Source organism: Nocardioides sp. N13(2025) (assembly GCF_051912545.1).
In the GTDB taxonomy this organism is placed as follows: domain Bacteria; phylum Actinomycetota; class Actinomycetes; order Propionibacteriales; family Nocardioidaceae; genus Nocardioides.
On sequence record NZ_CP196809.1, the window covers coordinates 1,001,830 to 1,020,100 of the forward strand.

Below are 18,271 nucleotides of genomic sequence, written 5' to 3' on the forward strand. Positions count from 1 at the left end.
TCAGCGCTGTTCCAGGACCGATCGCCCGGCCTCCAGCCGGGCGATCGGCACCCGGAACGGGGAGCAGGACACGTAGTTGAGCCCCACCCGGTCGAAGAAGTGCACCGACCGGGGATCGCCGCCGTGCTCGCCGCACACGCCGACCTTGAGGTCGGCGTTGGTCTCGCGGCCCTTCATCGTGCCCATCTCGACCATGCCGCCGACGCCGAGCTGGTCGAGCGACTCGAAGGGGGAGACGTCGAAGATCCCGTGCTCGAAGTAGCGGGAGAAGAAGGCGGACTCGACGTCGTCACGCGAGAAGCCCCACGCCATCTGCGTGAGGTCGTTGGTGCCGAAGGAGAAGAAGTCCGCGTCCCGGGCGATGCGGTCGGCGAGGAACGCGGCGCGCGGCAGCTCGATCATGGTGCCGACGGCGATGTCGAGCTTGACCCCGCGCGCCTCCTGGACCTCCTCGACCACCCGGTCGATCTCGGCGCGGACGATCTCGAGCTCACGCACGCTGGCGACCAGCGGGACCATGATCTCCGGCAACGGCGTGCCGTGGACCTGCTTGCGGTCGGCGGCGGCCTCGGCGATCGCGCGGGCCTGCATGCGGAAGAGCCCGGGGATCTGGATGCCGAGGCGCACACCGCGCAGCCCGAGCATCGGGTTCTGCTCGTGCAGCCGGCGGACGTGGGTCAGCAGGACCTTGGCGTGCTCGTCCTCCTCGCCGCGCTCCTCGGCGAGGGCCACCTCCACGCTGAGGTCGGTGAGGTCGGGCAGGAACTCGTGCAGAGGCGGGTCGAGCAGGCGGATGGTCACCGGGAGGCCGTCCATGGCCTCGAGGATCTCGGTGAAGTCCTGCCGCTGCAGGGGCAGCAGGGCGTCGAGCGCCGCCTCCTGGCCCTCCTCGCCCTCGGCGACGATGAGCTTCTCGACGAGCTCGCGCCGTTCGCCGAGGAACATGTGCTCGGTGCGGCAGAGGCCGATGCCCTGGGCGCCGAAGCGACGGGCTCGGGCGGCGTCCTCGGGGGTGTCGGCGTTGGTACGCACGCGCAGGCGGCGCGCGCCGTCCGCGTGGGCCATGATCCGGGCGACCGCGTGGGCCAGGTCGTCGTCGAGCTTCTCACCCTCGAAGTGGCGCACCACCACCGAGTCCGAGACGGGCACGGCGCCCGCGAAGACCTCACCGGTCGTGCCGTCGATGGAGATGACGTCGCCCTCGCGGACCGTCTCGCCACCGCGGACGCGGAACTCCTTGGCCTTGGCGTCGACGTCGAGCGACTCCGCCCCGCACACGCACGTACGCCCCATCCCGCGGGCGACCACCGCGGCGTGCGAGGTCTTGCCGCCGCGGCTGGTGAGGATGCCGCGCGCGGCGACCATCCCGCGCAGGTCGTCGGGGTTGGTCTCCTTGCGGACGAGGATCACGTCCTCGCCCCGCTCGGCCCACTCCACGGCCGTGTCGGAGTCGAAGACCGCCTTGCCGACGGCCGCGCCGGGGGAGGCGTTCATGCCGGTGGCGAGGAGCGTGCGGTCCGAGGACTCGTCGAAGCGGGGGAACATCAGCTGCGCGAGCTGGTCGCCGGTGACGCGGAGGACCGCCTCGTCCATCTGGATCAGGCCCTCGTCGACCATGTGCACCGCGATCCGGAAGGCGGCCTCGGGCGTGCGCTTGCCGACGCGCGTCTGCAGCATCCAGAGCTTGCCGCGCTCGACGGTGAACTCGATGTCGCACATGTCGCGGTAGTGCCGCTCGAGGCGCGTCATGATGTGCATGAGGTCGTCGTGGGACTTCCGGTCGATCTCGGCCATGTCGGCCAGGGACACCGTGTTGCGGATGCCGGCGACGACGTCCTCGCCCTGGGCGTTCTGGAGGTAGTCGCCGTACTCGCCCTGCGCGCCGCTGGCGGGGTCGCGGGTGAACGCCACGCCGGAGCCGGAGTCCATGCCGAAGTTGCCGAAGACCATCGCCTGGACGTTGACGGCGGTGCCGAGGTCCTCTGGAATGCGCTCCTGGCGGCGGTAGAGCCGGGCGCGGTCGGTGTTCCACGAGTCGAAGACCGCGCGGATGGCGAGGTCGAGCTGCTCGCGGGGGTCCTGGGGGAACTCGCGACCGGTCTGGTCCTTGATGATCTGCTTGAAGGTCTCCACCACGGCGCGCAGGTCGTCGGCGTCGAGGTCGAGGTCTGACTCGGTGCCGCGGGCGTGCTTGGCCTTGTCGAGCGCCTCGGCGAACAGCTCGGAGTCGACGTGGAGCACCGTGCCGCCGAACATCTGCAGCAGCCGCCGGTAGGAGTCCTGGGCGAAGCGCTCGTCCTGGCTGCGGGCGGCGAGGCCGCCCACGGAGGTGTCGTTGAGCCCGACGTTGAGGACCGTCTCCATCATGCCGGGCATGGAGAACTTCGCGCCCGAGCGCACCGAGACCAGCAGCGGGTCGTCGGCGTCGCCGAGCCGCTTGTCCATGGCGGACTCCAGCGCCGCCAGGTGCTCGGTGACCTCCTCGGCGAGGCCCTCGGGCTCGCCCCCCTCGGCGAGGTAGGCCCGGCAGGTCTCGGTCGAGATGGTGAAGCCCGGCGGCACAGGGAGGCCGAGCGTCGTCATCTCGGCGAGGTTCGCACCCTTGCCGCCGAGCAGGTCCTTCTGGTCCTTGTTGCCCTCTGAGAATTCGTAGACCCAAGCCATGGGGGCATCCTGTCCTATCGGCCGGACTCCGTATACGGCTGGTCGCCCTCCACTGCGGCCCGGACGCGTCGGGCGGTGAAGTCGGCGGCGAGCTCGTCGACCTCGTCGAGGGTGCAGAACCGCACGTCACGGATCTCGCGCTCCTGCTTGACGACCTCCTCGAGCGCGGCGGCAGGACGGGTGCCGCCGTCGAACACCAGGCACACGGCGTCGTCCCAGCCACCCCAGGCGGGCAGCCAGTCGGTGAGCAGGAGGTCGCCCGGTTCGACCTCGAGGCCGAGCTCCTCCTCCACCTCGCGCTGCACGGCCAGCCTCGGCGACTCGCCGACCTCGACGACTCCGCCGGGCAGGTCCCAGTCGCGCTTGTAGGTCAGCTGGCACAGCAGCACGCGGCCCTCGGGGTCGCGCACCAGCATCTGGGCGATGGCCCGCTTGCGCGGCAGGAAGGAGTTGAGCAGCGACCGGAAGCCGCCGGGCTCGTGGACCGGAGCGTCGGTGACCAGGCGCGCGAACACGATCTGGTCCTGCTGCTCGCCGTCGGGCCCGACGCCGCGTCGTACGCCCTCGCGGTGCAGGCCCGCCCACGTGGCCGCCCGCTGGGCCCGCGTGTCGCCGGCCCCGACGAGCGCCTCCACCCGGGAGTGGTGGACCAGCGCCTCGGCGATCTCGCGGCGCAGCTCGTCGGTGTTGACCTCACCCGTCCACTGGAGGCGGGCGACGCCGTCGCCGGAGGACACGGAGATCGGGCTGGGCACCCGGCCACCCTAGCGAGCGGTTCCGCGCCCGCAGAGCGCTACCGCACCACGTCGAAGCGGGCCATCATCCCGTGGTCCTCGTGGTCGAGCATGTGGCAGTGGATCATGAACGCGCCGGTGTAGTCGGTGAACCGGCCCGCCACCTCGACGACCTCACCGGGGTCCAGGCGCCAGGTGTCCTCCAGGCCGCGCTCCCACGGCGGGGGGCGCTTGCCGTCGCGCAGCACCGTGCGCCACTGCTCGTTGTGGATGTGGACGTAGTGGGTCACCTGGCTGGTGTTGCGGAAGCGCCACCGCTCCACGGTGCCCAGCCGCGACCGGTGGTCCACGCGGTCGGGGTCGAACGCCTTGCCGTTGATCGACCAGAAGCTGGCGTGGTCGTCCCCGGCGAGCCCGAAGGTCCAGGTCTTCGACACCTTCGACGGCACCGGGGACACCAGCTTCGGCGAGGGCAGCCGAGACGGCAGCCGCGAGGGATCGGGGGCCGAGGCGCCTACGCGGAACTCCATGACGGACGCCTGGCGTGCGTTGTCGCCGGTGTATCCCGGCTCGGCCGGGACCGACTCGAGCACCAGGTTGCGCCCCGTGGCACCGCTGAAGTCGACGATCACGTCGGCGCGCTGCGCGGGGCCGAGCAGCACGCCGGTGCGCACCACGGCCTTCGGGAGCAGGCCGCTGCCGGTGCCGATCTGCAGGAAGGGGCGGCCGTCGGACAGGGTGAAGTTGTAGCTGGAGAACGGTGAGGAGTTGAGCAGCCGCAGCCGGTAGCGCGTGGCGGAGACCTGGAGGTACGGCGCCTCCCGGCCGTTGACGAGCACGGTGTCGCCGACCGTGGCGTCGTCCGGCGGTGCCTTCGGCCCGGTCCAGGCCATCTGGCCGTGGTGGCCCACCATCTCGGGGCCGCCGGCGAACGGGTCGGTGAGCTGGTTGTCGGCGGTGAACGACCGCTCGGAGACCATCAGCGGGACGTCGCGCGCGCCGGTCGGCAGCCGCAGGCCCGGAAGGGGCGGGTCGGTGACGATGAACATGCCTTGCAGGCCGCGCCAGTTGTTGCGCGCGGTGCGGTCCATCCGGTGGTCGTGGTACCAGAAGAACGACCCCGGCTCGGGGCGCCCGGCCACCGTCAGCGGGTAGTCGTACGCGCGGCTGCTGCCGGGCTCGATGAGGTACGTCGTGGGCTGGCCGTCGTCCGCCGACGCGTGGTGGTCGCCGTGGAGGTGGGTGCTCATCGCCCCGGCGCCCTTCGGGAGCCTGTTGACGACGGTGACCTCGGTGCCCCGCCCGCCCCGTCGTCGGATGGTCGGTCCGGGGTAGGTGCCGTCGTAGGTCCACATCGAGGTGCGCGGCCCGTCCGGACGCGTCCGCACGAGGGCGCGCTTCATCACGAGACGGATGTGCGCGCCGGTCTCCGTGCGCGGCACGACCAACGGCTGCTCGAAGGTCGGGCGCTCGGGCTCGACCCCGCCGCCCCCGCCCACGACGTTGATGTCGCCGCGCATGCTCGGGTGGAACTTGCAGTAGAACGCCCACTCGCCGGGGGCGAGCGCGTCGATCCCGGGCACGGTCGCCGTCGTGCCGGCCGCGATGCGTACGTCGAACACCGGCAGGCCGTCGGGTCCGTTGGCCACCGACGTGACGGTGTGGTCCATCGAGTCGAGGTTGACGACGGTCACGACACCGCCCCCGGAGACGGTCACCTCGGGGGTGGAGAAACCCTTCCGGGCCCCACCCTCCTCGATCACGATCGTGGCGTTGCGCACGGGCTCGGCGAACGCCTGCGTGGCCTCGGGCGCACGCCCGACGTCGTACACGAGGAGCGCGCCGACGCACGCCACGAGCGCTACCAATCCCACTGCCACTCGATGCTTCGTCCCCCACATCCCGTCGAGTGTGCTCCTGCTGGTGCGTCCCGGCACGCCTTTTCGTCGGTGGTCTGGACCTCGACCTCCTGTGGTCTGGACCTCAACCAAATCAACGATGCGGAGCGATGGAAAACATGCGATGACTGGGGTGTTGCGCCGGCGACGGGTCGGTCAGCTGACCAGGAGGGTGGGTTCATCCATGCAGATGGCGAAGACAGTGCGAGGTGTGGTCGCAGCGGTGTGCGCCACGGCCCTCGTGAGCACACCGCTGCTGCTGACGCAGGCCGGGGCCGATGCCACGACCGCGCCGACAGCGTCCCGCGCCGCGCCGATGCCGCACATCACGGCGACGATCACCAAGAAGGCAATCAGGGTCAAGGGCCCCGACACCATCCGCCCTGGACGCGTGAAGCTCAGCGTCAAGGGCAAGGGCGCAGTCGAGCTTGCCAGGTTCAAGAGGGGCTACGACCTCGCCGACTTCACCAAGGACGTCAACAAGTTCGGTGCGAAGGGTGACCTGAAGGCGCTGAAGCGTGCACTCAGGAACACGACCATCTTCGGTGGCCTCTCGGGTGGCAGCAGCGGCACGATCGTGCTGCCGACAGCGGGCTCGTACACGCCGTTCTGGCTCGGCGAGCGCGGTGTCGTCGCCGGCAAGGCGCTCGTGGTGCGGGGCGCCAAGCGCTCGACGAAGACCCCCAGGGTCGACGGCTCGATCATCGCCAAGGTCGGACCGGCGTGGGGTGGGGCCTCGTCCCTGCCGGCGAAGGGTCGCTTCGCGTTCAAGAACAAGGGTGACGAGCCCCACTTCGTGATCCTGCAGCAGGTCGCGGAGGGCACCACGACCGACCAGGTCCTGCAGTTCCTGCAGACCGACGACGGCACGTCGCCGCCCCCGTCCTGGGTCCTGGCCGGAGGCATGGAGACCGGGACGCTGAGTCCTCGTCGGAGCATGACGGTGAACTACGACCTGCCCGCAGGCCAGTACGTCGTCATGTGCTTCTTCCCCGACCCCGAGATGGGCGGCATGCCGCACGCCCTCATGGGCATGCTGAGGATGATCCACCTGACGTGAGTCGCTCGAGCTGGCTCCGGAGGATCGCCACGGCGTCCTCCGGAGCCACTCGACCCAGGCACACGGCGATCCCCAGCCCGTCCACCAGGCCGTGCACCACCTGCCCGGCGCGGCCCAGCGCCTCCTCGCGCGGGTGGCCCAGGCAGTCGTGCAGGACCGCGGTCACCTCCTCGGCCACGACGGTGTCCCGCTCCAGCCGCTCCTCGACCACGCGGTCGAGGTCTCCGTCCGGCCCCGCGGATGTCGTCGGCGGCGCGATCCTCAGGCCGAGCACGTCACCCGGTACGTAGCCCAGGTTGGCGACCGCGAAGCGATGGTGGAGCGGGCCCTCCTCCACGTGCGCCGGGTCCAGGGGCAGCGCAGGGTGCGTCGGAGCGGCGATGGCGAGCCTCCACCACACGAGCTCCTCCGCGATGCGGGCGGGGGAGTCGGGCAGGAGCCGTCGCAGGCGTGCCAGCGCCGCATCCACTCCGACACCCTGAGGTGGCCGCAGGCGATCGGACTGCCGGCGGACGCGCACTTCGGACAGCGCGAGCGTGCGCAGGTCTGCCTCCGCCCTGAGGAGCCTGCGCACCGTGCTGATCGACGTGCCGAGCTTTCCCGCGAGGCGGTGACGGCTGAGGTGGTCGACCCCGTGGTCGCGCACGAGGGCGAAGCACGCCTCCTCGAAGAAGGCGAACCGTCCGGAGTAGTCGATGACCTTGGGCACGTTCCCATCACACCGCGCCGCGTCGCCGTCCGGGTCGTCGTCCACAGGGCAGTCGCGTGGTGACACACGACCGGTCAGGTGCCACTGCGCAGTCGGCCCCGTGTTGTCACGGGGTGCGCCAGGACCTGACGCCATCCCCTCCGCGTTGTGACACTGTGTGTGTCATCTCGGGCGGCCACTGCCGAGCTGTGGTGGCCTGTTGTGTGTCACCACGGTCAGCGATCCCTCAGTGGATGTGGCACCTCATGTGTCGTCACGCCGGAACCAGACCGTGGCGAGCGGCGGCACCACGATGTCGGCGTAGGCCGGCTGACCGTGGTGGTCGCCGGCGGTCGCCGTGATCGAGCCCAGGTTGCCGACGCCGGAGCCGGTGTAGGCCTCGGCGTCGGTGTTGAGCACCTCGGCCCAGGTGCCCGCGGAGGGCAGTCCGAGCCGGAAGTTCTCGTGGGGCTGGCCGGAGAAGTTGGACACGCAGACCAGGTCGGGGTGGCCGGGGGCGCGGCGGACGAACGAGAAGGTGTTGCGACCCGCGTCGTTGGCGTCGATCCAGGCGAAGCCGGCCGGGTCGTTGTCGCGACCCCAGAGCGCGCCGCTGGCGACGTAGGTGGCGTTCATGTCGCGCACCATCGCGTGCACGCCGGAGTGCTCGGGGTGCTCGAGGAGCCACCAGTCGAGCTCGCGGCTCTCGGCCCACTCGGACTCCTGGCCGAACTCGCAGCCCATGAAGAGCAGCTGCTTTCCGGGGTGGGCCCACATGTAGGCCAGGTAGGCCCGGAGGTTGGCCAGCTGCTGCCAGCGGTCGCCCGGCATCTTGCGCAGGAGCGATCCCTTGCCGTGCACGACCTCGTCGTGGCTGATCGGCAGGACGTAGTTCTCCGCGAACGCGTAGACCAGCGAGAAGGTCATCTGCCCGTGGTGGTGGCTGCGGTAGAGGGGGTCCTTGGAGACGTAGTTGAGCGAGTCGTGCATCCAGCCCATGTTCCACTTGAAGCCGAAGCCGAGGCCGCCCTCGCTGGTCGGCCCCGTCACCCCCGGCCACGCGGTGGACTCCTCGGCGATGGTGACGATGCCGGGCACCCGCTTGTAGACGGTGGCGTTCATCTCCTGCAGGAACTGCACGGCCTCGAGGTTCTCGCGCCCGCCGTGCTTGTTGGGCGACCACTCGCCGGTCTCGCGGGCGTAGTCGAGGTAGAGCATCGAGGCGACGCCGTCCACCCGCAGGCCGTCGGCGTGGTACTCCTCGAGCCAGTAGATCGCGTTGGCGTAGAGGAAGTTGCGCACCTCGTGGCGGCCGAAGTTGAAGATGTGCGAGCCCCACTCCTTGTGCCAGCCGCGCTGCGGGTTGGGGTCCTCGTAGAGCGGCGTGCCGTCGAAGTTGGCGAGCGCCCACTCGTCGGTGGCGAAGTGGCCGGGGACCCAGTCGAGGATCACGCCGACCCCGGCCTGGTGCAGCCGGTCGATCAGTCGCTTGAGCCCGTCGGGGTCGCCGAAGCGGGAGTCCGGTGCGAAGTACGACGTCACGTGGTAGCCCCAGGAGCCACCGAACGGGTGCTGCATGACGGGCATGAACTCCACGTGGGTGAAGCCCAGGTCGGAGACGTACGGCACGAGGGCGTCGGCGATCTCGTCCCAGGTGTAGAGCTCACCGGAGTAGTGCTTGCGCCACGAGGCCAGGTGCACCTCGTAGGTGGACATCGCCTCGTCGACGGGCTGCTTGGTGCGGCGGGCCTCGAGCCAGGCGTCGTCACCCCACTGGTGCTCGGAGCGCCAGACCACGGAGGCCGAGCTCGGGGGCTTCTCGGCGTACTGGGCCAGCGGATCGGCGCGGTCGCCCCACTGGCCGTCGGCGCCGCGCAGCCGGTACTTGTACTGCGCGCCCGAGCCCACCCCATCGACGTGGACGTGCCACACGCCCGAGTCGGCGAGCCGGGTCATCGGGTGGGCGGCGCCGTCCCAGCCGGCCCACTCGCCGGCGACCTGGACCTCCATGGCGTGGGGGGCCCAGACGCGGAACGAGGTGCCGTCCTCGGTGGCCTGTGCACCGAGCACGGTCCAGAGCTCCTCGTGGCGGCCCTCACCGATCAGGTGCAGGTCGAGCTCACCGGGTGCGTGCGGTTCGTGGGTGCTGGTCATGACGTCTCTCCCAAGGCTGCCAGGGGGATGGACAGCCATCCCGGACGGTTGCGGGCTTCGTAGACCGCCTCGTAGACGACCTTGTCCGCGAGGTAGGCGTCGAGCAGGGTGCGGGCCGCGGCGCCCAGGTCCTCCCCGCGCTTGGCCGTGTAGGCGTCGAGGAAGGCGGCGCGGTTGCGGGCCGACCACTCGCCGGCGCGGTAGGCCAGCTGGTCGGCCTCGGCGCCGGAGTCGTGGCCCGCGCCGGTCAGCGCGACCACGCGGGGCGCGTAGTCGAAGGACCGGATCATGCCGGCGACGTCGCGCCACACGGAGTCGGGGCGCAGGCGCTCGGCGAGGGGCTTGGCGGGCTCGCCCTCGAAGTCGACGATCTTCCAGCCCTTGACCGTGCGCAGCGTCTGGCCCAGGTGGAGGTCGCCGTGCACCTGCTGCACCTCGACGGCGTCGAGGTCGCGCAGGCGGGCGTAGGTCTCGCGCAGCCGGTCGGCGTGCGCCGCCAGGTCGGGTACGACGTCGAGCGCGGCGTCGAGCCGTTGCTCCATCGCCCCGGCCAGGTCGCCGATCTCGGCGGCGTCGCGCTGCTCGACCGGGAAGTGCGCGGCCAGGTCGGCGTGCACCTCGGCGAGCGCGACGCCGAGGCGGGCGGCCTCGCCGGCGAAGTCCCCGCCGACCTCGTCCGCGTGCAGGTCGGCCTCGGCGAAGAGGTTGCGCACGCTGGCCAGGGCCAGGTCCCAGCCGTCGCTCGCGGTGCGGAGGAACTGCTGGAGCATGGCCAGCTGGATGGTCGTGTTGGTGTCCTCGTCGACGAGGTCGAGCCAGCCGTAGAGGGAAGCCACGTGCGTCGAACCGGCCTCGGTGAGCACCTGGTGGATCGCGATGTCGGGGTTCACCCCGGGGGTCACCTTGCGGAAGACCTTCATCAGCGAGTCCTCGCCGAAGGCGACCGACGAGTTGGACTGCTCCCCGGAGAACAGCGTCGAGTGCGCCTCCAGGTCCAGCTCGTGGCCCGGCAGCCGGTGGAAGTCGAGCTGACCGCGCTCGGTGCTCGTCGGCGGGGCCGCGAAGGCCGCCAGCCACAGCGCCATCGACTCGCGGTCGTGCAGCGCGTCGTAGACGTGGGCGCGGCCGAGCTCGTCGTCGTCCCACTCGCCGATGAGGGCGTGGGAGAGGCGCTCCTGCGGCTCGGAGTAGAAGGCGAGGGGCAGCTGGTAGAGCTCGGTCTCCGCCGCCTGCCCCGGGTCCGTCGAGGGGAACGACAGCTCGGCCAGCTCGATCGCGACGCGCCGGCCCTCGGGCGCACCGGGCACCTCGCCCACGCGTCGTACGGAGGCGAGGGTCCACTCGCGGCCCTTGCCGCCGAACCAGCGCGCCTCGCCGATCCAGCTCGTCAGGTCGGACATGCGTGCGTCGTTCACTGCTCCACCCCCGTGGTCGCATCGGTGAGTCGCAGCCACAGGAAGCCGTAGCCGCCCAGGGTCAGCAGGTAGGGCAGCTCGCCGATGGCCGGGAACGGCACGCCGCCCAGCAGCTCGACGGGGACCATGCCCTCCCAGTGGCGCAGGTCGAGCTCGACCGGCTGCGGGAAGCGGGAGAGGTTGTTGACGCAGAGGATCACGTCGCGGCCCTCACCGTCCGGACCCGAGGGCGAGTGCTCGCGGATGTAGGAGAGCACGCTCGGGTTGGAGCCGCCGAGGTCGACGAAGTCGCCGAGGCCGAAGGCCGGGTGGCGGCGCCGGGCGTGCACCAGCCGGCGGGTCCAGTGCAGCAGGGAGGACGTGTTCTCCAGCTGCGCCTCGACGTTGACCGACTGGTAGCCGTAGACCGGGTCCTGGATCGCCGGGAGGTGGAGCTTGCCGGGGGTGGCCGAGGAGAAGCCCGCGTTGCGGTCGGGCGTCCACTGCATCGGCGTACGCACGCCGTCGCGGTCACCGAGCCAGATGTTGTCGCCCATGCCGATCTCGTCGCCGTAGTAGAGGACCGGGGACCCGGGCAGCGACAGCAGGAGCGCGGTGAAGAGCTCCATGCGGTTGACGTCGTTGTCGAGCAGGGGCGCGAGGCGGCGTCGGATCCCGATGTTGGCCTTCATCCGCGGGTCGTGGGCGTACTCCGACCACATGTAGTCGCGGTCCTCGTCGGTGACCATCTCGAGGGTGAGCTCGTCGTGGTTGCGCAGGAAGATGCCCCACTGGCAGCCGTCGGGGATGGCCGGCGTCTGCTCCAGGATCTCCGAGATCGGGAAGCGGGACTCGCGGCGCACCGCCATGAAGATGCGCGGCATCACCGGGAAGTGGAACGCCATGTGGCACTCGGTGCCCACCCAGCGACCGTCCTCGGTCTCCTCCGGGCCGAAGTACTCGACCACGTCGGCGGGCCACTGGTTGGCCTCGCACAGCAGCACGCGTCCGGGGTAGTGCTCGTCGACGAAGCTGCGGCACTTCTTCAGGAACTCGTGCGTCTCGGGCAGGTTCTCGCCGTTGGTGCCGGGGCGCTCGTAGAGGTACGGCACGGCGTCGAGGCGGAAGCCGTCGAGGCCCATGTCGAGCCAGAACGCCATCGCGTCCAGCATCGCGTCGTGGACCTTGGGGTTGTCGAAGTTGAGGTCCGGCTGGTGGTGGAAGAAGCGGTGCCAGAAGTACTGCTGGCGCACCGGGTCCCACGTCCAGTTCGACGGCTCGGTGTCGACGAAGATCACCCGGGCGTCCTGGTAGAGCTCGTCGGTGTCGGACCAGACGTAGAAGTCGCCGTAGGGGCCTTCCGGGTCGCTGCGGCTGGCCTGGAACCACGGGTGGGCGTCGCTCGTGTGGTTCATGACGAAGTCGATGATCACGCGGATGCCGCGCTGGTGGCAGGCGTCGATGAACTCGTGGAAGTCCTCGACCGTGCCGCACTCCGGGAGGATGTTGTTGTAGTCGGCCACGTCGTAGCCGCCGTCGCGCAGCGGCGAGGTGAAGAACGGCGGCACCCACAGGCAGTCCACGCCCAGCCACTCGAGGTAGTCGAGCTTCTCGATCAGACCCTTGAAGTCGCCGGTGCCGTCACCGTTGGAGTCGCGGAACGACCGGACCAGCACCTCGTAGAAGACCGCCGTGCGGAACCACTCCGGCTCGGCGTTGAGCACCGCGGTGGCTGCTCCGGCGTCCGTCGGCATCTGCTCGGTCAACGGGTCCTCCTGACGCTGATGATGTGGGCGGGCTCGTGGCCGGGATCCAGTCGTACGTAGTTGTGCTGGCTCCAGCTCCAGTCCTCGCCGGTGATCTCGTCGTGTGCGACGAACGAGTCGTGCCAGCTCATGCCCAGCGCCGGCATGTCGAGGTGGACCATGGTCTCGCGGGTGCCGTGCGGGTCGAGGTTGATCACGACGACCACCACGTCGTCCTCGTGCTTCTTGGAGAAGACCAGGACGCTGTCGTCGTCGCTCTCGTGGATCGAGAGGTTGCGCAGGAGCTGGAGCGCAGGGTGCTGGCGTCGGATCTCGTTGAGCCGGGTCAGGTAGGGCGCCAGGGTGGTGCCCTCGGCGTCGTGCTTCTTCCAGTCGCGGATGCGGATCTGGAACTTCTCCGAGTCGAGGTACTCCTCCGAGCCCGGCTTCACCGCGACGTGCTCGTAGAGCTCGTAGCCGGCGTACACGCCCCAGCTGGGGGAGCCGGTGGCCGCCAGGGCGGCGCGCACCTTGAACGCCGCCGGACCGCCGTACTGCAGGTAGGCGTGGAGGATGTCGGGGGTGTTGACGAAGAAGTTCGGCCGCATCAGGTGGTCGGACTCGCGGGAGACCTCGACGAGGTAGTCCTCGATCTCGCGCTTGCCGGTGCGCCAGGTGAAGTACGTGTAGCTCTGGTGGTAGCCGACGGCGCCGAGGCCGTGCATCATCGCCGGCTTGGTGAAGGCCTCGGACAGGAAGATCACGTCCGGGTCCGTACGACGTACCTCCGCCAGCAGCCACTCCCAGAAGGCGAGGGGCTTGGTGTGCGGGTTGTCGACGCGGAAGATCCGCACGCCGTGGGACATCCACAGCTTCACGATCCGCAGCACCTCGCGGCAGATGCCCGCGGGGTCGTTGTCGAAGTTGATCGGGTAGATGTCCTGGTACTTCTTCGGCGGGTTCTCCGCGTAGGCGATCGTGCCGTCGGCGCGCGTGGTGAAGAACTGCGGGTGGGTGGTGACCCACGGGTGGTCGGGCGCCGCCTGCAGGGCGAGGTCGAGGGCGATCTCGAGGCCCAGCTCCTCGGCCCTCGCGACGAAGGCGTCGAAGTCCTCGAAGGTGCCGAGCTCGGGGTGGATGGCGTCGTGGCCGCCGTCCTTGCTGCCGATGGCCCACGGGGAGCCGGTGTCGTCGGGTCCGGGCGTGAGGGTGTTGTTGGGTCCCTTGCGGTTGAGCTCGCCGATGGGGTGGATCGGGGGGAGGTAGACGACGTCGAAGCCCATCTCCGCGACGCGGTCGAGCCGCTCGGTCGCGGTGCGGAAGTTGCCGCTCGTGATCTTCCCGGTCTTCGGGTCGCGCGTGGCGCCCTCGGAGCGCGGGAAGAACTCGTACCAGCTGCCGAAGAGCGCCCGCACGCGGTCGGCGCGGAAGCGGAAGGGTCCGCTCACCGACAGCAGCTCGCGCAGCGGGTGGGCGAGCAGCACGGCGTCGAGGTCGGGGTCCTGCAACGCTGCCAGTCGTGCGGCGACCGGCCGCTTCTCGTCGGCCGCGGCGGCGATCGCCCCCGCGACCAGCGCCGCGGACTGCTTGTCGAGCGCGGCGGGGCCGGTGGCCGCCGCGACCCGCTCGAGGAGCAGCCGGGCCTCGGTGAACATGAGCTCCACGTCGACGCCGGCCGGGATCTTGATGCCGCCGTCGTGCTGCCAGGTCGCGATGGGGTCGGACCACGCGTGGATCTCGAAGGTCCACTCACCCTCGACGTCGGGCGTGACGTGCGCGACGTAGCGGTTGGGCTCCGGGCCCTCGGGAACCATCCGGACCGGGTCGCGCGGCGTCCCGGCCGGATCGATCGCCACGACCTCGGCGCCCAGCTGGTCGTGCCCCTCGCGGAACACGGTCGCCCGGACCGGCATCGGTTCACCCACTGTGGCCTTGGCCGACTGCCGGCCGAGGTCGACGACGGGGGAAACATCCATCACGGGTATGCGTCCAACCATGCCCCCACACTTGCGAAGGTCGGGTGTCGGACGCAACCCGTGACGGACGTGGTCTCACCCCACTGAGGGTGCGCGGCTCACGATCGCCTGACGACGATCCGCTTCACGTGCGAGCGCGCCGGTCGGTAGGACGTCCGGTCGGCCGGGCGGAAGCGCACCCGCACCGTGTGGCGCCCGCGCAGCAGCTGCTTGGTGAGAAGGACCTTGCGCCGGCCGGTCGTCGTGCTGACCGACTTCCACTTCTCGCCGTCGACGACGACCACGAGGCGCCCCGCCCGCGGCGCCGCGCTGTCGGAGAGCACCTCGATCACCAGCCTGGGCGCCTTGTTGCGCGGGGTCTGGAACTTGCGCAGAACCTTGAGCGCCACCGTGGGCCGAGAGCGGGTGGTGGCAGGGGTGGTGGCAGGGGTGGTCGTCGTGCTGGTGGTGCCCGTCGTGCCGGTGCTGCCGGTCGTGCCCGTGCCGGTGTCGGTGCCGCCGGCGGTCGGCTGCTGCGGCAGGGTCGGCGCGTCGCCGAACACCTGCAGCTCGGAGGCGTGGACGATGGTGCCGCGGTCCGAGCCCGACTTGCAGTCGGTGTCAGGCGCGGTCGCTCCGGCGATCTGCTGGCCGGCGTAGGCCTCCTGCCCGGTGCACTGGTTCTCCAGGGTCACCAGTCGTACGGCGGCAGCCTGCGTGTCGGGCACGTCGAACTCGCGCAGGTTGAGCGTCGGCGCCACCGGGCGCGGCAGCGCGCTCGGGAAGGCGTCGGCGGGGGAGGTGTAGAAGCGCGTCCACGCCGCACCGGCGGTGTCGCAGTCGGCGGTGCACGCCTCCAGGGCGAACTGGCGCAGGGCGGTGAAGCGCGAGCCCGAGTCCGGGTCGTCCTGCGCCAGCGGGACGTCGGTCGGGGACGCCGGGGCAGGGGTGAGGTAGGCGCTCACCTGCACCCGCTTGACCGTCTGCACGGCGCCGGCGAGGTCGACCGACACGGACGGGTGCGACTCGTCGACCTGGGCCGCGGTCACGCCGCCCCAGTTGGTCGCCTCGGTGCCGTCGATGAGCGCCTCGGGGTTGAGGGATCCGTCGGTGGACCCGATGACGCTCGCGCCGGCCGCGGCGCTTGCCAGGTTGACGACGTCGCCGAGGGTCTCGGTGCGGTCCGAGCCGTCGGGCAGGACCGTCATGGTCCAGCGCGTGAAGCCGCGGTCGGCGGACACGGCCACCATGTCGTAGGTGCCCGGGGTGAAGTCGGCGCTCGCGCCGAGCTCGCTGTCCGGGTCAGTGTCGGCCACCGGGGTCACCCGGGCCTCGTAGTCACCGACGTAGATCTTCGCCTTGCCGGTGGTGGCGAAGGTGATCGTGGACGTCGGCCCCGTCGGGGTCGCGAAGCTCGGCGTCGGCTCGTGGTCGTCGGCGTCGACGACGGAGGCGCCGGTGCCCATGCCGCGGCGGGCGAAGGCCGCCCACAGGACGTCCTTGTTCTCGCCGGCGAACCGCATCTCGTCGGCGGCGATCATGGCGTCGCGCGCGTCGAGCATCGACGTGGCCCCCTGCTGGAGCAGGAAGGCGTCGAACACGAGCTGCACCCACCGGCGGTTGCCGGGGCACGTCGTCACGTCACGCGGGGTCGTGATGGTCGTCGCGTCCGCGCAGGCCAGCTGCAGCTTCTCGTCGTCGTACGGGTACTGGGCGTCGTACTTCTCGACGAGGGCCTGGCGGACCTCCCACATCGTGCCGTTCCAGATCTCGCCGTCGGCGTGGACCTCGGGGCCGGTGCTGTCGAAGCCGTAGTCGGAGTAGTTCAGCGGGTTCTCGTCGATCGAGTAGTCGCGGATCGCGGTCTCGGTGTTGCCCGTGGCGTAGGCGCCGACGGCCCAGACGTTGCCGCCGTTGCTGTAGCCGTGCGCGAACTGGTACTCCCCGGCGACCAGGTCGCCCCAGGACTCGCCCATCGCGCCGCCCTGCTCGGAGGTGATGCCCTCGTCCGGTCCGCCGATCATCCGGTTGCTGATGGCGTGGGTGTACTCGTGGCCGACGATGCCCATGTCGAGGCCGCCGTCGGTGCAAGGGGCGTAGAACGCGCCGGCGATCGGCTCGAACAGGTACTGGTTGGTGATGCCGGGCGTGCCGTCCTGCAGCGTGATCTGGTTGGCGTTGTCGCGGCCGAGGTAGCTGGGGCTCCCGCCGGTGACGGCGCCGGCCTGCGCGTTGCCGACCTCCTGGTCGCCGGCGACGCCACCGCGGCTGCCGTTGTCGAGCTGCAGGTTGTAGTTCTCCTCGGTGAAGCCGAGGTAGTAGGAGTAGTCGTGCATCCGGTTGTGCGCGACGAAGAGGTTGCCCACCGAGGCGTCGATGTCGTTGCCGCCCGGCACCAGCTCGGCGACGTCGCAGCGGCTGTTGTTCCAGCGGTCCTCGAACTCCGTCGTGTACTCGCGGGTCGGGGAGACCGGCGACTGCGCGGTGCCACCCGGGGTCAGCGGGCTGGCCCACGCCTCGTGGGTGTTGGCGTTGTTGCCGACGGTGGTGAACGTCGACACCGGACCGATCGCGTCCCACGGGCCGAAGGCCGCGACGTTGCGCAGCTCGCCGGGCGGCGTCGTGCAGCCGGCGTCGGCGGTCCAGCAGCCGACCACCGAGTTGGTCGGCGTCTCGTCGGGGGAGTCGAGAGTGGGGTTGGCGGTGAAGTAGCGCCAGCGCGGGTTGCCGGTGAGGTCGCCGGTGCCGGGGGCGGCGGAGTCGCTGGTGCTGACCGCGACTGCGTACTCCCCGACGATCACCGAGCCGGGCTCGAACTCGCAGACCTGTACGGAGTACGTGCCGCCGGGGATCATGGCAGAGCTGTAGCTCAGCACCTCGGGGTTGGTGGCGAGGTCCTGCGAGGTCAGGAGCGTCGAGCCCTTGAACAGCTTGAGGACGAAGTCATCGGCGGGCGCTCCGGTGACGACGGCATTGATCTGCCGGGTGAGGTCGTCAGTCAGGTCGAACGGGTGTTGCGGCCCGCAGCCCGTCACCGGGTCGACCGCGCCCTGGAAGACGTCCTGGTAGGCGAAGTTCTCGACCTTGTTGTGCCGCGCCAGGACCTCGCCGGTCACGCCGTCGACGAGGCTGGTGAAGGCGAGGGAGGCGCCGCCGGTGACGTTGACCACGTTGGCCTCGAGCACCGGACGGACGCTTCCGTCGGCCATCGGCAGGGCGCGGAGGCGCACCTGCTGCTCCTGGGCGAAGCCCGGGACGGTGAGGCGGGTCCACCCGCCGCTGACGGACTGGGTGATGTCCGCGACCTGCGCGGTGGGGACGCCCACGGAGAGCTCGTCGGCGGCCTGGAGCCAGCCCTGCAGCGGCGTCAGCGTGGCCGCGGGCATCGCGCCGGTCGTACGAGCCAGGGACGAGGACACGTAGGCGACCTTGCCGTCGGCGACCCCGACCGTGACCAGCCCGCCGAGCGCGGGGGCGACGCCACCGAAGTCCTGGCGGAAGAGCACCGCGCGGGCCTCCGACCGGGCCAGCGGTTGGGAGGACACCAGCTCGAGCGCGTCGATGCCGGCCGCATCGGTGCCGAACAGGTCCGCGTGGTCGCGCAGCCAGGCGCGTGCCCCGTCCACGGGAGCGCCCGGTGCGGCGCCGAGGGAGCCGTCGGCGGGGAGCAGGGAAGCGGGGGTGCCGAGCTGGTTCCACCGTGCGGTGACGTCGCCCATGGCGGCGACGGCCTGGCGTTGGAGGGCGGTCGGGAGGGCGGTGCCGCGCGTGTCGCGGTCGCGCGGTCCGGCGACGGGGTCGGCCAGGGTGCGGACGTCGGCCGGGGTGGGGCCGGGGGTGATCGCCTTGTCCCCGGCGGAGGAGGGCTCGGCGGTGGCCGGCGCGGCGATCGTGGTCAGGGTGGAGATCGCGAGGAGCGACGCGGCCGCGAGGGTCGTGCGGCCGAAGCGGTGGCGGGGCAGGGTCATGCCGCAACAAC

General features: G+C 70.9%; 10 protein-coding genes. 1 reads left to right on the plus strand and 9 read right to left on the minus strand.

Features of this window, described 5'->3' with window-relative positions; genetic code table 11:
* The 3 genes from ppdK to ACS3YM_RS04895 are packed head-to-tail and all read right to left on the minus strand — an operon-like array spanning position 1 to position 5,272.
* The gene (gene ppdK, locus ACS3YM_RS04885) at positions 1 to 2,664 is read right to left on the minus strand and encodes a pyruvate, phosphate dikinase (protein ID WP_439938954.1); all 2,664 of its coding nucleotides are present in this window, start codon (positions 2,662 to 2,664) and stop codon (positions 1 to 3) included.
* 14 nt (positions 2,665 to 2,678) lie between these two features.
* Positions 2,679 to 3,419, minus strand: a complete 741-nt coding sequence (locus tag ACS3YM_RS04890) for an NUDIX domain-containing protein (RefSeq protein ID WP_439938956.1) — start codon at positions 3,417 to 3,419, stop codon at positions 2,679 to 2,681.
* Between the two features lie 38 nt (positions 3,420 to 3,457).
* On the minus strand, positions 3,458 to 5,272 hold the full coding sequence (locus ACS3YM_RS04895; protein ID WP_439938957.1) for a multicopper oxidase domain-containing protein: 1,815 nt from the start codon (positions 5,270 to 5,272) through the stop codon (positions 3,458 to 3,460).
* Positions 5,273 to 5,480: 208 nt separating this feature from the next.
* On the opposite strand from ACS3YM_RS04895, the gene ACS3YM_RS04900 reads away from it, so the two are divergent.
* Entirely contained in the window at positions 5,481 to 6,356 is an 876-nt protein-coding gene (locus ACS3YM_RS04900; RefSeq protein ID WP_439938958.1) for a hypothetical protein, read from the plus strand.
* Here the strand turns inward: ACS3YM_RS04900 and ACS3YM_RS04905 are convergent.
* The 6 genes from ACS3YM_RS04905 to ACS3YM_RS04930 form a co-directional block, all read right to left on the minus strand.
* On the minus strand, positions 6,322 to 7,065 hold the full coding sequence (locus ACS3YM_RS04905) for a hypothetical protein (RefSeq protein WP_439938959.1): 744 nt from the start codon (positions 7,063 to 7,065) through the stop codon (positions 6,322 to 6,324). The genes ACS3YM_RS04900 and ACS3YM_RS04905 overlap by 35 nt on opposite strands.
* Positions 7,066 to 7,308: 243 nt before the next feature.
* Positions 7,309 to 9,198, minus strand: a complete 1,890-nt coding sequence (gene glgB, locus ACS3YM_RS04910) for a 1,4-alpha-glucan branching protein GlgB (RefSeq protein ID WP_439938960.1) — start codon at positions 9,196 to 9,198, stop codon at positions 7,309 to 7,311.
* Positions 9,195 to 10,598 carry a maltokinase N-terminal cap-like domain-containing protein gene (locus ACS3YM_RS04915; protein WP_439938961.1) on the minus strand — a complete coding sequence of 468 codons (1,404 nt, stop codon included), beginning with the start codon at positions 10,596 to 10,598 and terminating at the stop codon, positions 9,195 to 9,197. The genes glgB and ACS3YM_RS04915 overlap by 4 nt, the downstream gene beginning before the upstream one ends.
* Positions 10,599 to 10,609: 11 nt before the next feature.
* On the minus strand, positions 10,610 to 12,346 hold the full coding sequence (gene treS, locus ACS3YM_RS04920; RefSeq protein WP_439939833.1) for a maltose alpha-D-glucosyltransferase: 1,737 nt from the start codon (positions 12,344 to 12,346) through the stop codon (positions 10,610 to 10,612).
* Between the two features lie 8 nt (positions 12,347 to 12,354).
* A complete protein-coding gene (locus tag ACS3YM_RS04925; RefSeq protein ID WP_439938962.1) occupies positions 12,355 to 14,334 on the minus strand; it encodes an alpha-1,4-glucan--maltose-1-phosphate maltosyltransferase in 1,980 nt (659 codons plus the stop codon).
* Between the two features lie 77 nt (positions 14,335 to 14,411).
* Positions 14,412 to 18,260 (minus strand): M36 family metallopeptidase, encoded by a 3,849-nt coding sequence (locus tag ACS3YM_RS04930; RefSeq protein ID WP_439938963.1) that lies wholly within the window; start codon positions 18,258 to 18,260, stop codon positions 14,412 to 14,414.
* Between the last annotated feature and the right edge of the window lie 11 nt (positions 18,261 to 18,271).

Excerpts from the sequence above, each read along its gene's own strand:
- glgB (WP_439938960.1), bottom strand. The coding sequence starts at position 9,198 with ATGACCAGCACCCACGAACCGCACGCACCCGGTGAGCTCGACCTGCAC.
- ACS3YM_RS04915 (WP_439938961.1), bottom strand. The coding sequence starts at position 10,598 with ATGTCCGACCTGACGAGCTGGATCGGCGAGGCGCGCTGGTTCGGCGGC.
- ACS3YM_RS04925 (WP_439938962.1), bottom strand. The coding sequence starts at position 14,334 with ATGGTTGGACGCATACCCGTGATGGATGTTTCCCCCGTCGTCGACCTC.
- treS (WP_439939833.1), bottom strand. The coding sequence starts at position 12,346 with ATGCCGACGGACGCCGGAGCAGCCACCGCGGTGCTCAACGCCGAGCCG.
- ACS3YM_RS04900 (WP_439938958.1), top strand. The coding sequence starts at position 5,481 with ATGCAGATGGCGAAGACAGTGCGAGGTGTGGTCGCAGCGGTGTGCGCC.
- ppdK (WP_439938954.1), bottom strand. The coding sequence starts at position 2,664 with ATGGCTTGGGTCTACGAATTCTCAGAGGGCAACAAGGACCAGAAGGAC.
- ACS3YM_RS04930 (WP_439938963.1), bottom strand. The coding sequence starts at position 18,260 with ATGACCCTGCCCCGCCACCGCTTCGGCCGCACGACCCTCGCGGCCGCG.